The organism is Actinomycetes bacterium (assembly GCA_035489715.1).
Taxonomy (GTDB): Bacteria; Actinomycetota; Actinomycetes; order JACCUZ01; family JACCUZ01; genus DATHAP01.
This window is the reverse complement of record DATHAP010000004.1, coordinates 1-13,478: the sequence shown is the minus strand read 5'-3', so window position 1 is coordinate 13,478 and position 13,478 is coordinate 1. Positions and strand designations below refer to the sequence as shown.

The 13,478-nt window shown below is 71.4% G+C and carries 13 protein-coding genes; 9 read left to right on the top strand and 4 right to left on the bottom strand.

Annotated elements, in window-relative coordinates:
- Nucleotides 1–103: 103 nt before the first annotated feature.
- Nucleotides 104–613: a dihydrofolate reductase gene (locus tag VK640_00280; GenBank protein ID HTE71626.1), complete on the bottom strand. Its 510-nt coding sequence runs from the start codon at nucleotides 611–613 to the stop codon at nucleotides 104–106.
- A gap of 20 nt (nucleotides 614–633) precedes the next feature.
- The gene (locus tag VK640_00275) at nucleotides 634–1,449 is read right to left on the bottom strand and encodes a thymidylate synthase (protein HTE71625.1); all 816 of its coding nucleotides are present in this window, start codon (nucleotides 1,447–1,449) and stop codon (nucleotides 634–636) included.
- Nucleotides 1,450–1,473: 24 nt separating this feature from the next.
- Between VK640_00275 and VK640_00270 the strand changes: the two genes are divergently transcribed.
- The 4 genes from VK640_00270 to VK640_00255 all read left to right on the top strand — a co-directional run bounded on the left by VK640_00270 (nucleotide 1,474) and on the right by VK640_00255 (nucleotide 5,566).
- Nucleotides 1,474–2,016 carry a GNAT family N-acetyltransferase gene (locus VK640_00270; GenBank protein HTE71624.1) on the top strand — a complete coding sequence of 181 codons (543 nt, stop codon included), beginning with the start codon at nucleotides 1,474–1,476 and terminating at the stop codon, nucleotides 2,014–2,016.
- Entirely contained in the window at nucleotides 2,013–2,831 is an 819-nt protein-coding gene (locus VK640_00265; protein HTE71623.1) for an AzlC family ABC transporter permease, read from the top strand. The genes VK640_00270 and VK640_00265 overlap by 4 nt, the downstream gene beginning before the upstream one ends.
- Complete coding sequence (locus tag VK640_00260; GenBank protein HTE71622.1) at nucleotides 2,828–3,148, top strand: AzlD domain-containing protein; 321 nt, start codon at nucleotides 2,828–2,830, stop codon at nucleotides 3,146–3,148. The genes VK640_00265 and VK640_00260 overlap by 4 nt, the downstream gene beginning before the upstream one ends.
- A 393-nt stretch (nucleotides 3,149–3,541) precedes the next feature.
- Nucleotides 3,542–5,566 (top strand): DEAD/DEAH box helicase, encoded by a 2,025-nt coding sequence (locus VK640_00255; GenBank protein HTE71621.1) that lies wholly within the window; start codon nucleotides 3,542–3,544, stop codon nucleotides 5,564–5,566.
- A 36-nt stretch (nucleotides 5,567–5,602) separates the two neighbouring features.
- Here the strand turns inward: VK640_00255 and VK640_00250 are convergent, their stop codons facing one another.
- Nucleotides 5,603–6,061, bottom strand: coding sequence for an N-acetyltransferase (locus VK640_00250; GenBank protein HTE71620.1), 459 nt, complete (start codon nucleotides 6,059–6,061; stop codon nucleotides 5,603–5,605).
- A gap of 288 nt (nucleotides 6,062–6,349) precedes the next feature.
- Between VK640_00250 and VK640_00245 the strand changes: the two genes are divergently transcribed.
- The 3 genes from VK640_00245 to VK640_00235 are packed head-to-tail and all read left to right on the top strand — an operon-like array spanning nucleotide 6,350 to nucleotide 8,828.
- Complete coding sequence (locus tag VK640_00245; GenBank protein ID HTE71619.1) at nucleotides 6,350–6,760, top strand: hypothetical protein; 411 nt, start codon at nucleotides 6,350–6,352, stop codon at nucleotides 6,758–6,760.
- Nucleotides 6,757–7,986: a divalent metal cation transporter gene (locus VK640_00240; protein HTE71618.1), complete on the top strand. Its 1,230-nt coding sequence runs from the start codon at nucleotides 6,757–6,759 to the stop codon at nucleotides 7,984–7,986. Before VK640_00245 ends, VK640_00240 begins: the two co-directional genes overlap by 4 nt.
- Complete coding sequence (locus VK640_00235) at nucleotides 7,986–8,828, top strand: hypothetical protein (GenBank protein HTE71617.1); 843 nt, start codon at nucleotides 7,986–7,988, stop codon at nucleotides 8,826–8,828. The genes VK640_00240 and VK640_00235 overlap by 1 nt, the downstream gene beginning before the upstream one ends.
- A gap of 37 nt (nucleotides 8,829–8,865) precedes the next feature.
- Here the strand turns inward: VK640_00235 and VK640_00230 are convergent, their stop codons facing one another.
- Nucleotides 8,866–10,929, bottom strand: coding sequence for a thiamine pyrophosphate-dependent enzyme (locus tag VK640_00230; GenBank protein ID HTE71616.1), 2,064 nt, complete (start codon nucleotides 10,927–10,929; stop codon nucleotides 8,866–8,868).
- Nucleotides 10,930–11,264: 335 nt separating this feature from the next.
- Between VK640_00230 and VK640_00225 the strand changes: the two genes are divergently transcribed.
- Nucleotides 11,265–12,254, top strand: a complete 990-nt coding sequence (locus tag VK640_00225; protein ID HTE71615.1) for a patatin-like phospholipase family protein — start codon at nucleotides 11,265–11,267, stop codon at nucleotides 12,252–12,254.
- 217 nt (nucleotides 12,255–12,471) lie between these two features.
- The gene (locus tag VK640_00220; protein HTE71614.1) at nucleotides 12,472–13,380 is read left to right on the top strand and encodes an alpha/beta hydrolase; all 909 of its coding nucleotides are present in this window, start codon (nucleotides 12,472–12,474) and stop codon (nucleotides 13,378–13,380) included.
- Nucleotides 13,381–13,478 lie beyond the last annotated feature (98 nt).

Sequence of the window (13,478 nt, the reverse complement as noted above, 5' to 3'; positions counted from 1 at the left end):
GGGCCGCGCCTGGCCGGGGCGTGCAGGAACCCCGCCGCCACCCGCTCGGGGGTTCGGGCAGCGACGGGGCCCGTCCGTCACATCGACCGGGACGGCCCGGCCGTTACACCTTCCGCTGGGCCGTCCGGCGGACCATGCGGGTGACGCGGTAGCGCAGGCCGGTCCGCGACTCCAGCCAGCCCTCGGCCGGCTCGCGCTCGACCGGCTCCCAGTCGGGGCCGGGCTCCGGGGCCAGGGTGTCCCCGTCGTACGCCGCGTCGATCTCCGTGACGACCGCGACGTCGGCCAGAGGCATGGCGGCCCGGTAGACGCTCGCCCCGCCGATCACCCACACGTCGCCGGTCGCGGCGGCCAGGGCCTGCTCGAGGGAGGCCGCGACCGTCGCGCCGGGGGCCAGGAACCCGGACCGGCGGCTGAGCACGACGTTGCGCCGGCCGCTCAGCGGACGGACCGCGGCGGGCAGCGACTCCCAGGTGGCCCGCCCCATGACGACGGTGCCGCCGATGGTCAGCGCCCGGAAGCGGGCGAGGTCCTCGGGCAGGTGCCAGGGCAGGCCGCCGTCGACCCCGATCACGCCGCCCCGGGCCTGTGCCCAGACCAGGCCGACGGCCACGTCGAGCGCCGTGGTCCGGGTCAGACCGCGACCGGCGCGCGCAGCGCCGGGTGGTGCTGGTAGCCGAGGACCTCGACGTCCTCGTAGGTGTGGTCGAAGAGCGAGGGCGCCGGCTTCAGCCGCAGCTCCGGGAACGGGTAGGCCGCCCGCGACAGCTGCACCCGGACCTGCTCGACGTGGTTGTCGTAGATGTGGCAGTCGCCGCCGGTCCACACGAAGTCGCCGACGTCGATGCCCACCTGCTGGGCGACCATGTGGGTCAGCAGCGCGTAGCTCGCGATGTTGAACGGCACGCCCAGGAACAGGTCGGCGCTGCGCTGGTAGAGCTGGCAGGACAGCCGCCCGTCGGCGACGTAGAACTGGAAGAGGAGGTGGCACGGCGGCAGCGCCATCTGCGGGACCTCGGCGACGTTCCAGGCCGACACGATCATCCGCCGCGAGTCGGGGTCGGTGCGCAGCTGGTCGAGCACGTTGCTGATCTGGTCGACGTGGCCGCCGTCGGGGGTCGGCCAGGACCGCCACTGCACGCCGTAGACCGGGCCGAGCTCGCCGTCGGGCCGCGCCCACTCGTCCCAGATGGTGACGCCGCGCTCCTGCAGCCAGCGCACGTTGGAGTCGCCGCGCAGGAACCACAGCAGCTCGTGGACGATCGACTTGAGGTGCACCCGCTTGGTCGTGATCAGCGGGAAGCCGGCCGACAGGTCGTAGCGCATCTGGTGGCCGAACACCGAGCGGGCACCGGTGCCGGTGCGGTCGGACTTGGCGGTGCCGGTCTCCAGGACGTGGCGCAGGAGGTCTTCGTACTGGGTGTCCACGGGTGCCTCCACGGCTCGCATTCTACGGCTGGGAGGATGCCTGTCATGGCCGACGCGAGCGTGCGCCGGGCGGTGACCGGGGACGCGACGGGGATCGCCCGGGTGCAGGGCGCCGTGTGGGCCCACGTCTACGCCGACGTCCTGCCGGCCGAGATCCTGGCGGAGGTGGCCGGCCAGGAGGGCGTCGACACCTGGGCCGCCGCCATCGCGAGCCCGCCCGCCGAGCGGAACCGCCTGCTGGTCGCGCTGGACGACGTACGCCTGGTCGGGGTGTCTGCTCTGTCACCGGCCACCGACCCGGACCTCGTCCCCCGCCTTGATGCGGAGCTGCACGTCTTCTGCGTGGATCCCGACGAGGAGGGCCGCGGGCACGGCAGCCGGTTGCTCAACGCCTCCGCCGACGTGATGCGCGAGCTGGGGTTCAGCCACCTGCACGTCTGGCTCGGCGAGCCGGAGCGGGGGCTGTGGACCTTCCTCGAGGGGGCCGGCTGGGCACCCGATGGCGCCGTCCGGACGCTCGACCTGCGCGGCGACTCCGCGGTCGTCGTCGAGCAGGTGCGGCTGCGGACCTCCCTCGAGGACGCGTGAGCACCGAGCCGACCGAGCCGACCGAGCCGACCGAGCCGACCGAAGCCTCTTGGCGCACGGTGCGCGCGTCGGTGGTGCGCACCGGGCTCGGCGTCGGCGTGGCCTCCGGCGCCTATGCGCTGTCCATCGGCGCGCTCGGCGTCGCGGCCGGGCTGAGCATCGTCCAGACCTGTGCGCTGTCGGTGCTCGTCTTCACCGGCGGTTCGCAGTTCGCCTTCGTCGGCGTCGTGGCCGGCGGCGGCAGCCCGATGTCCGGCGCCGCCTCGGCGGTCCTGCTGGGTGCGCGGAACGGCCTGTACGGCGTCCGGCTGGTCCCGCTGCTCCGAGTCAGCGGCGGTCGCCGGCTGGTCGCTGCCCAGCTGACCATCGACGAGTCGACCGCCGTCGCCCTCGCCAACGAGGACCGTGGCCGCCGGGCCGGGCAGCTGGGCTTCTGGGTCACCGGGCTGGCGATCTTCCTGCTGTGGAACCTCGGCACGCTGGTCGGGGCGGTCGTCGGGTCGGCGGTGGGCGACCCGCGGGACTACGGGCTGGACGCCGCGGCTCCGGCGGCGTTCCTCGCGCTGCTCGCCCCGCGGCTGCGCGGCCCCACCGAGTGGACCGCGGCTGTGCTGGCCGCGGCGGTGGCGCTCGTCGCCGTGCCGCTGGTGCCGGCCGGGCTGCCGGTGCTGGTCGCCGCCGGCGTGCCGGTCGTCATGGTGCTGCGGCACCGCGAGCAGCCGTACGTCGACGCGTCGGAGCGGGACCACCACGGGGCGCCCGAGGGGTCCGAGGCGCCCGAGGGGCACCGACCTGCTGAGGAGGGTGGGCGATGAGCGACGGCGCAACCCTCTGGGTCGCCATCCTGGTGACCGCGGCCGGCTGCTACGGCCTCAAGCTGCTCGGCCTGCTCGCTCCGGCCCGGCTGCTGGAGCACCCGCTGGCCGCCCGGGTGTCCGCCCTGCTGCCGGTGTCGCTGCTCGCCGCCCTGGCAGCGGTGCAGACGTTCGCCACCGGGACCGAGCTGGTCGTGGACGCCCGGGTCGCCGGCGTCGGTGCGGCGGTGGTGGCGATCGTGCTGCGCGCGCCGTTCCTCGTGGTGGTCGGGGTCGCCGCCCTCACCGCCGCCCTGGTCCGGCTCGTCGCCGGGTGACCCGGCCGCGCTGCCCGGTCGTGCCGGGCGCGCTCGGGTAGCATGGCAGCAGCACTGACTCGTGGGGCGTCTTGCGGAAGACCTCTTCCCAGCTCGGCGGCCTCTGGTTCTCGCCGAGTCGTCTCGACCCGTCGGTGCGCGGCGCTGATCGCGCGCGTGGGGCCCCTCGCGCGTGGGAGCCGGACCGGGGCCGTCGCCGGGCCGTTCGACGGCGGGAGGGGGCTCTGCGAGGCCCGGGATTCCCGGCCGGCTGAGCCGGTCGACGCCAGAGCACAGCTAGGGAGAGTCTCGTTGGCACAACGCCAGCAGCGTTCCGGGCCACCCGGGACAGACAAGCGTGGGCAACGTCGTCCCCGCGACAACGACGGCATCCTGCCTGTCCTCGCCAAGGCGGTGCGTGAGGTCGAGACGGGTGTGCAGCGCGGCCGCACCCAGCCGGCGAAGTTCCAGGCCATCGCGCTGCTGGTGCGGGAGGAGCGCGCCCGGGTCAAGGCCGCCGGCTCCAGGGAGGCGGAGCGCGAGGCGCAGCTGAAGCGGCTGGACGGGATCGCGACGATCCTGGCCCAGACCGCGGCCCGCGAGCCTTTCCTGCTGAGCCTGCTCGGCGACGATGCTGACGTCAGCGACGCGGCGCGGAGGCTGAAGCGCGAGATGCAGGTCAGGGGCGGGCTGGAGCCCGACCCCGAGGTCGAGAAACCGAGACCGGCCGCGGCTGCCGTCCGCCGGGAGGGCTCGGTGGCTCCGCAGTCGGTGATGAGCGCGCAGCTGGCCAACCCGTTCCTCGCGCCCGACTTCAGCGGCGTCGAGCAGCGCCGTCTTCGCCAGCGGCGCCTAGCGGGCTGGGAGCTGATCGGGCCGTTGCTCAACTCGTTCGAGCACCCCGAGCCGGGCGCGTCGTCGTGCATGGAGCTGCCCGAGCCGATGACCTCGGTCCGGCTCCCACCGGGGCTCGAGCTGATGCCGCACCAGGCACGGCTGCTCGCAGCGGCGACCGGCGGGCACCGCACGTTCCTGCTGGCCGACGAGCCGGGGCTCGGCAAGACCGCCCAGGCGCTGCTCGCCGCGCAGGCTGCCGGCGCCTACCCGCTGCTGTGCGTGGTGCCCAACGTGGTCAAGACCAACTGGGCCCGTGAGGTCGACATCTGGACCCCTTCGCGCACCGTCACCGTGGTGCACGGCAGCGGCGAGACCATCGACGGGTTCGCCGACATCGTCGTCGTCAACTACGACGTGCTGGACCGTCACGTCGGCTGGATGGCCACCCACGGCTTCCGCGGGATGATCGTCGACGAGGCGCACTTCATCAAGAACGAGAAGTCGCAGCGCTCCCAGCACGTCCGCGAGATCGCCGACCTGATCCGCCAGCGGATCACGCGGCCCCTGATGATGGCGCTCACCGGCACCCCGCTGATCAACGACATCGACGACTTCCGCCCGATCTGGCAGTTCCTCGGCTGGGTCGGGGAGAAGGCACCTGGACCGCAGCTGCTCTCGACGCTGGAGGAGACCGGGCTCACGCCGGCCGACCTCGGCTTCTACCCGGCTGCCCGTCAGGCCGTCATCGATCTCGGTGTCGTACGGCGGCGCAAGGTCGACGTCGCCGGCGAGATCCCCTCCCGGCGGATCGCCGACCTGCCGGTCGAGCTCGAGCCGGCCGCCGCCCTCTCCATCCGCCGTGCCGAGCAGGAGCTCGCCCAGCGGCTCGTCCGTCGCTACGACGCTGCCGTGGCCGCCCGCGCGGAACGGTTCCCCGACGAGACCGTCGAAGGCATCGACCGGGAGCTTGTCGGCAAGGTCGCGGGCTGGGAGCTCGCGGACGCCGGGGAGTCGTCCTCCGGCGAGAACGTCTTCGCGATGGTCCGCCGGATCGGCCAGGCAAAGGCCACTCTGGCTGCCGACTACGCCGCCCAGCTCTCCCGCAGCGCCGGCAAGGTCGTGTTCTTCGCCAAGCACATCGACGTGATGGACGCCGCCACCGAGCTGCTGGAGTCTCGAGGCATCCGCACCGCCTCGGTCCGGGGCAACCAGACCTCCGCCGTGCGTCAGCGCAACATCGACGCGTTCGTCAACGACCCCGACGTGCACGTCGTGATCTGCTCGCTGACCGCCGCCGGTGTGGGACTGAACCTCCAGGTCGCGAGCAACGTCGTCCTCGCCGAGCTGTCCTGGACCAACGCCGAGCAGACCCAGGCGATCGACCGCCTCCATCGCATCGGCCAGACCGAGCCCGTCACCGCGTGGCGGATCATCGCCGCCCAGACGATGGACGCCAGGATCGCCTTGCTGATCGATGCCAAGGCGGGCCTCGCCGCGCGGGCCCTCGATGGCTCCGACGAGGAGGTCGCCTCCTCCACCGACGTCCAGCGCGAGGCGCTCATGGCCCTGTTGACCGACGCCCTCACCGACCGGCAGGGATAGAGCCCGCTCGCTCCGGTCCGGGCGCGCCCGGCAGCCTCAGCGGCCGCAGCGATCGACGCGCTTCCAGGGCCAGTCGGTTTTGAGCCAGCGTGCGACGGCGTCTGCGAGTGGTCCGTCGAGCTCTGCTCTGTCCGCCCGCACCCAGGACTGGACCGTGACGTCCCAGTCCTCGGAGGGCGACGGGTACAGGTAGACGCAACCGATGACGTCGTCGTCGCCCGGGTCGAGGACGGTGAAGGTGAAGCCGGCGCCGCGCGCGAAGTCGTCGGCGTGGCGCCGGAGGTCGCTGAGGTTCCGCTCGAGCGTCATCCCGTCAGGTGGTGGCCAGTTCCCGTCCGGGTAGCCGGGGGTCGAGCGGATGTGCTCGATGCTCGACGTCCAGGCAGCATGATCGGCCTGGTTGTGCTCCGGCCCTAGCGGTTCGAGGTGGAAACCGTCGGTGGCGAGTGAGGTCGGCGGATCGAACCCGGCTGGCACGAAGTCTTCCCCGGTCATGAGCGGGACCGTACTGGCCTGACCAGTCTTCCTGCACTGGAGATACGGGGGGACGGGGGAAACCATCCGGTCGAGCGCAGTCCCCGCCAGTCGGCATGATCCCCGGCTTCTCGGGTAACCGCCCGATGCCGGCTCCTGCACGCCGGCAGGAAAGACGTGTCCGGTGACCGACGGTTTCGCGCTCGCTTTCGGATGGCTCGAGCTCCTCGTCCTGCTCGGGGTCCTCGGCTACTTCTTGCTGAGTGGACGCCGGTGACCGGCCCGGGCCGCCGGGTTGCCGGCCTCAGCGTGACTGCACTGCTCCTCGCCAGCTGTGTCACGCCGGCGACCGGCCACGACTCGTACAGCGACAAGGCCGTCACTTCGGTGCGGGCCGCGACCAGCGAGGTGCAGACGGCGCGGCTCGTCCTGCAGCTGCTCTCGCGGCACCGCATCTTCACCCCGTACGCCGATGAGACCCTGACCGCGAACGAGGAGGCGGTCGGCTCGATCGCGACGACGTTCCGCTCCGTCCAGCCGCCACGCGGTGACGACGAGCTGCGCGACGCGATCGCCGGTCTACTGTCCGACGCCGAGGACGCCGTCGGCCACGCACGCATCGCCGCCCGGCGCAGCGACCCGGTCGGTACCGGCGACGCGGCGGAGGAGCTGCGCGGCGTCGCGGGTGACCTGGCGCGTGCCGAGGAGCGCCTGTCGTGAAGAAGTACTTCGCCGTCGCCCTCGGGGTCCTCACTGCGATCGGCGGCTTCGTCGACATCGGAGATCTGGTCACCAACGCTCTCGTGGGCGCCCGGTTCGGGCTGTCACTCGTCTGGGTGGTCGCCGTCGGCGTCGTCGGCATCTGCGTGTTCGCCGAGATGAGCGGCCGCGTCGCCGCCGTCAGTGGCCGCGCGACCTTCGACCTGGTCCGGGAGCGGCTCGGGCCCCGCGTCGGCCTGGCGAACCTGCTCGCGTCGATGGCGGTGACCCTGCTGACCTTCGTCGCCGAGATCGGCGGCGTCGCCCTGGCGCTCGAGCTGGCGAGCAGCGTCAACGAGCTGCTGTGGGTGCCGCTGGTGGCCGCCGCGGTCTGGGTAGTCCTGTGGCGGGCGAGATTCTCGCTCATCGAGAACGTCTTCGGTCTAATGGGGCTGGCACTGGTCGTCTTTGCTGTCGCCGTGTGGCGTCTCGGGCCCGACTACGCCGCCTTGTGGCACGAGGCGACGCACCCGACCAAGCCCGCCGGCGAGGGGCTGCCGACGTACGCGTACTACGCTGTCGCGCTCTTCGGTGCTGCGATGACGCCGTACGAGGTCTTCTTCTTCTCCTCCGGCGGCGTCGAGGAGCACTGGGGCACGAGGGACCTCGCGACGATGCGCGCCAACGTGTTCGTCGGGTTCCCACTCGGCGGCCTGTTGTCGGTCGCCATCGCCGCCAGCACGGCGCTCGTCCTGCAGCCCGCGGGGATCGAGGTGGACACCCTCGCCCAGGTAGGCCTGCCGGTGGCCGTGGCACTCGGAAAGCTCGGTCTCGCCGTCGCGCTGCTCGGGTTCTTCGCGGCAACGTACGGCGCAGCCTGCGAAACCGGGCTCTCGGTCGGTTACAGCATCTCGCAGTACTTCGGCTGGCAGTGGGGCAAGTACGTGCGGCCCGCCCAGGCCAGCCGGTTCCACGCGACGCTGTTGCTCTGCAGCATCGTCGCTGCCGCCCTGCTGCTGACGACGGTCGACCCCATCAAGGTTACGGAGTACTCCGTCGTGTTCTCGGCGGTGGCGCTGCCGCTGACGTACTTCCCGATCCTGGTCGTGGCCAACGACCCCGACTACATGGGCGACCGGGTCAACGGCCGGCTCGCGAACGGCCTCGGCTCCTTGTACCTCGTCATCATCCTCGTCGCAGCGGTTTCCGCCCTCCCGTTGATGCTGGTCACGAAGGCAGGCATGTGATGGCAGCCGGCAAGGATCCGATAGCGGCGTCCCCGGTGGTGGCGGGCCGTCGGTACGACGCGGCGCTGCACCTGCTGGATCGCCAGCTGGTCGACCCGGACGGCCGACTGGTGGCCAAGGTCGACGACCTCGAGGTCGCCGAGGGCGCCGACCGTCGGATCACCCTTTCCGCGGTCCTGACCGGTCCTGGCGCGCTCGGACCCCGCATGCACGGCCGCCTGGGCGAGTGGATGGTCGCTGTCTGGTCGCGGCTGCACCCGGCGGAGCAGCCGCGACCCGGGAGGATCCCGATGGGCGACCTGGTCCGGGTCGACAGCGCCGTCCACGTCGGCCGCCGCACCGCCGGGCTCGGCGTCGACGGCTCGGAGCGGTGGGTCCGTGAGCACGTCGTCGGGCGGCTCCCGCTCGCCTCCGACGAGGACGAACCGAGCGAGCAGCACCCGCCGACCATGGAGGCGCGACAGGCGCGCGAGCGAGCCGACGACGACGTGGCAGGGCGAAGGCGGATGGTGCACCTGCTCGGGCTTCCGGTCCTCGGACCTGACGGGGTCCGGCTCGGCTTCCTCGCCGATGTGCGCCTCGCGCCGACGTCCGGTGTCGAGGGCGTCTTGCCGCGTCTGGTGGTCGACGGCCTGGTCGTCGACGGCCGTCACGTCGGCTCCATGCTCGGCTACGACCGCCGCGCCCGGCAAGGCCCTTGGCTGCTGCGCCGCATCGTGCGCCGCATTCACCGCAACGCCGGCTACCTGCCCTGGGATGCAGTGGAAACCGTGGACTGGGACGCCGGCGTCGTCAGGGTTCTGCGGTCGGATCTCGATCCCTTGGACGTCGCCACCAGGTGACCGGGCTGGAGGGATCGGAAGAGCTGCCGCCATCACCTCACATGATTGCCCGTACGCATCGGACGACCTGGTCCTCCGAGAGCAGTACATGATCGGCCGCTGGACCCAGGGGGATGTAGGTGTCACTGCTGGTGACGCGCGCCATCCGCCCGGCGTATCCGTCGTCCACCAGGGCAGCCAGGACGCCTTCGCTGACGCCGCCGCTCGAGCGGGTCTCGTCGACTACGACGACGCGTGGATGCCGATGGGCGGCCGCGACGAGGTCAGCGAGCGGGAGGGGGGCGAGCCACTGCAGGTCGAGGACTGAGCAGCGAACCGAGTGTCCGGCGAGTCGGCGAGCCGCGCGCAGGCTCATCCTCACCCCGTTGCCGAAGGTGACGAGCAGGACATCGGGTCCCTCCTGCATCAGCCGAGCGCGACCGAGTTCCTGCTGCCCGCCGTCCCAGGACGACGGCGGTGAGTACGGCGCCAGGAGGCCTCCGTCCCCCACGTCGTACAGATCCCGCTCGTGGTAGAGCGCGATGGGCTCTAGGTAGACGCAGACCCGTCCCTCGGTGGCCGCCAACGCCACACACTCCCGCAGCAGGGCAGGGGCGCTGGCAGGGCCGCTGGGGACAGCGAGCGCGAGCCCTGGGATGTCGCGGAGCACGGCCACGGAGTTGTCGTTGTGGAAGTGCCCGCCGAATCCCTTCTGGTAGGGCAGACCGGCGATGCGAACGACCAGACCGTTCTCGTACTGGCCGTTCGAGAAGAACTTGAGCGACGCAGCCTCTCCCCGTAGCTGGTCCTCGGCGTTGTGCAGATAGGCCAGGTACTGGATCTCGGGGATGGGCAGGCACCCGGCAAGGGCTGCGCCGAGCGCGGTTCCGAGGATCGTCTGCTCGTCCAGCAGGGTGTCGAACACCCTGCCGTGTCCGAAGTGCTTCTGCAGCCGTCGGGTGACGCCGTAGACGCCGCCCTTCCTTCCCACGTCCTGGCCGAAGACCAACGCCTGGGGCCAGGCGGCCAGGACGTCGCGCAGAGCTGCGTTGATCGCCTGGGCGAGGGTGAGCGGAGCCGAGTCCTCGGGCAGCGTCCCGTCGAACACCTTCACCCTGGCCGGGCCGTGGGTCAGTGCTGCCTGACGGGCCCGCTCCGGCGAGCGCGTGGCCAGAGGCGCGGCGACCTCGCGCGCCGACGTCAGGCGGGGCACGCCGTTGGCCAGCCCACGTGCGCAGGCCATCACGTCGGCTCGGACGTTCTCGTAGCGCTCGAGCAGGTCGTCCGCAGTTGCCGCGCCTGCGGCGGTCAGGGCCGTCGCCGTCGCGAGCAGAGGATCCTTGGCGTAGTCGGCGAGGACCTCACGAGAGGACCGGTAGGAGAGCTCGGCATCGGATCCGGCGTGTCCGAGGAAGCGGACGGTCCGTAGGTGCACGATCGCCGGACGGCGCTCCGCGCGGACCGTGTCGGCGACGTCGCGTGTCACCTGGAGGAGGCGGACCGGGTCGTCGCCGTCCGCCTCCCGGTACTCGATGCCGGGGCGCGTGGAGAGAGCCCGGCGGATCCATCCGTCCGGCGATCTGGTGCTGATCCCGAGGCCGTTGTCCTCGCAGACGAAGATGATCGGCATCGGGAGACCGCGGTGCCCGCAGTAGCCCGCAGCGTTGAGTGCTCCGACGGTCGTCGAGTGGTTGGCCGATGCGTCGCCGAAGCTGCAGACGACGACGGCGTCCGACGGGATGGCGGCCTCGGGCGCCAGCTGCTGGCCGAGCGCGAAGGCCAGGCCGAAGGCGCGCGGAAGGTGTGAGCCGATCGTCGAGGTCTGCGGGATGACGGCCAGGTCACGGCTGCCGAACACCTTGTGGCGCCCGCCCGAGATCTGGTCCTCGACCGACGCCGCGCTACCGGTGAGCACGTCCTGGATCGGCGCGGAACCCGGTACCTGTGCCGCCCGAGCGCTGTAGAAGCCGCCGCTGCGGTAGTGCAGCAGCGCCGGGTCGCTGGGCCGCAAGGCCATGGCCACAGCGGCGTTGCTCTCGTGACCGGCGGAGCTGATGGTGTAGTACCCCTGGCCCTGGCCGTGCAGCCAGCGCTGGGCGAAGTCGAGATGGCGACTCTGCACCTGAGCCTCGAACAGGGGCCACAGCAGCGCCGCGTCCGCCTGGGCGTCGCGGTGCGCTGCCCGTGGGAGAGCTCCCGTGCTGAGGGCTCGGACCACATGGTCGTCCAGCTGTTCCGCCACCGGTCACTCCCTTCGTCATCGATGAAAGCCTGACATCGCCCGCTCGACTCCGGGTCGGTACGTCCTGCTAACGTCGTGGCGATCCTGTACGTCGACGGAGGTGAGTCCCCATGAACACAGTGTCCGCTGTGGGTGCTCCCTGCCCTTCTCGATCGTGCGGCTGAGGTAGTCGCAACCAGGAGCGCCCGCCACGCAGGTTGGTGAAAGGCGACTCCATGAACACACCTTCCGTACCTCCACGCTCCATCTCGACGTCGGCGCCCGACCCGCTGGGGTCTGACCAGGGTCAGGCGCGGATCGACGCGACAGGCCGGATACCCGCCGGGGGCAGGCGAGCATTGGTCCTCGGTGGCGGCGGATCGACCGGCAACGCGTGGCTGATCGGCGTCGTCGCCGGCCTGTTCGATGCCGGGCTGGACGTGACCCCTGCCGAGCTGACGATCGGGACGTCAGCCGGCTCGACGGCCGCGGCCCAGGTTGCTGGTGCGACCCCACCGCAGCTGCTGGCCGCGATCCTCTCCGCGGAACCCCGACCGGGGACCGATCCGGCCGGACCTCACCGAGGACGCGCTCCGACGAGGCCGGTGGCAGACCACCTCAAGAGGCTGGAAAGGCTCATCGCCTCCGCTGAGGATGCGGCCGACATGAGACGCAGCGTCGGTGCGTCGGCAGTCGACATGGACGCGGCGTCAGACGGCTCCTGGCACACACAGTGGCGCGCCACCGTTGCTTCCCGCCTGCCAAGTCCGATCTGGCCGCATCGAACGGTGCTCATCACGGCGGTCGACGCCCAGACCGGTGAACCGGTCGTGTTCGACCGCCACAGCGGAGTCGACCTGGCGGACGCCGTCGCCGCCAGCTGTTCCAGTGGCCGTGCCTACCGGATCGGCAACAACAGATACATCGACGGCGGCTATCGACGTAACGAGAACGCCGATCTCGCAGCCGGACACGAGCGAATCCTGGTGCTGTCACCCTTCGGCGGCAGAACACTGCACCCTCCGGAGTGGGGCATGCAGCTCGCCGCGCAGGTCGACGAGCTAAGCGCGGGAGGCAGCAGAGTGGAAGCGATCTTCCCGGACAGCGGCTCGGAGCACCTCTTCGGCGCCGATGCGATGGATTTCTCGCTGCGTCCGCCGGCCGCTCGAGCCGGTTACCAGCAAGGCGGCGAACATGCCCAGCGGCTCGCCGACTTCTGGCGCTGAGCCCACGAGCCTGCCCTCGTGCTGGATCAGGCCGGCCTCGAGCCCTTCCCCACGAGTTCTGTAGCGAGGTCCAGACTGGCGCTACCGAGCGCCTGGAATCACATCATGCCGCCCTGCGGCTGCCCCGCGGCCAGTTCCCGGGTCCACGTCCGGGTCGTTGGTTCGGATCGTCCCGGGCGGCCGGCCCGACAGGAGGTGACTCGACAGCGCGCCGCGGATGGTCTATGCCGAGGGCAGGACGATGGCGGCCATCCTCAGGGGAGACCTCGTGGCGGACGGATCGATGCCCTATGGGGATAGCTGGGTGGCGTACCGGGACTTCGGCGGCCGGGGGCCAGCGGTGATGCTGGTGCACGGGCTGGGCGGCAACCTGGCGCACTGGGGGCGCGTCGCGCCGCTCCTTCAAGACCGGTACCGCTTGGTTGCGGTCGATCTGCCGTCTCACGGAGCCTCCACCGCGCCGCCCGTCTACTCCTTCGATCATGACCTCGGCGCGGTGGACGAAGTTCGTCAGAGATTGAGTCTGGACCGACCCGCTCTGGTCGGGCACTCCTACGGCGGCATGCTCGCGGTCTCGCTCGGGGCCATTCGCCCAGGCGCCTACCGCGTGGTCGTCAACGTCGACGGTCTCGGGTTCGCCCTGGATACCGAGAGGGAGCCGGAGTCGCAACAGGAGGAGCTGTCGGCGGAGGCCTCGGTGAACGATGGCGACGCCGAGTGGCTCGAAACCGAGGTCAGCCGGGAAGTCGAGGAAGCCGCCGCGATCGGATTACGCCTCGACCGCGACGGCGAGATGGTCCGACGGGCGTTCCAGCTGGGCGACGACGGGCGCTGGCACAGCTCGCCCACCATCGACCGCTTCGTCGAGATCGGCCACTTCCTCGATGCACTGCGGCTCATCCCGGCCTACACCGCCAGCTCGTGTCGGACCGTCACGGTGATCGCCGAGCACCGGTACGCCCCGAACGAGGAGGCGGCGGCCAGCTCCCGGCGGCACACTGACCAAGTTCGAGCGGCACTGGTCGCCGCGGGCTCCGAGCTGGACAGCGTTCCCTCCGGCCACTACCCGCACGTCGAGGTGCCTGACGTGACAGCCGAACGGTTCGGGGGATGGGTCGGAAGCTGACTGCTGCTCTGGTGCCGTCAGCCTATGTGACGCCGCTTCCGAAAAGCGCAGAGGTGCACACTCCTGAGCGCCGGGTGCCGCGGCCGCGTCACTCCGGA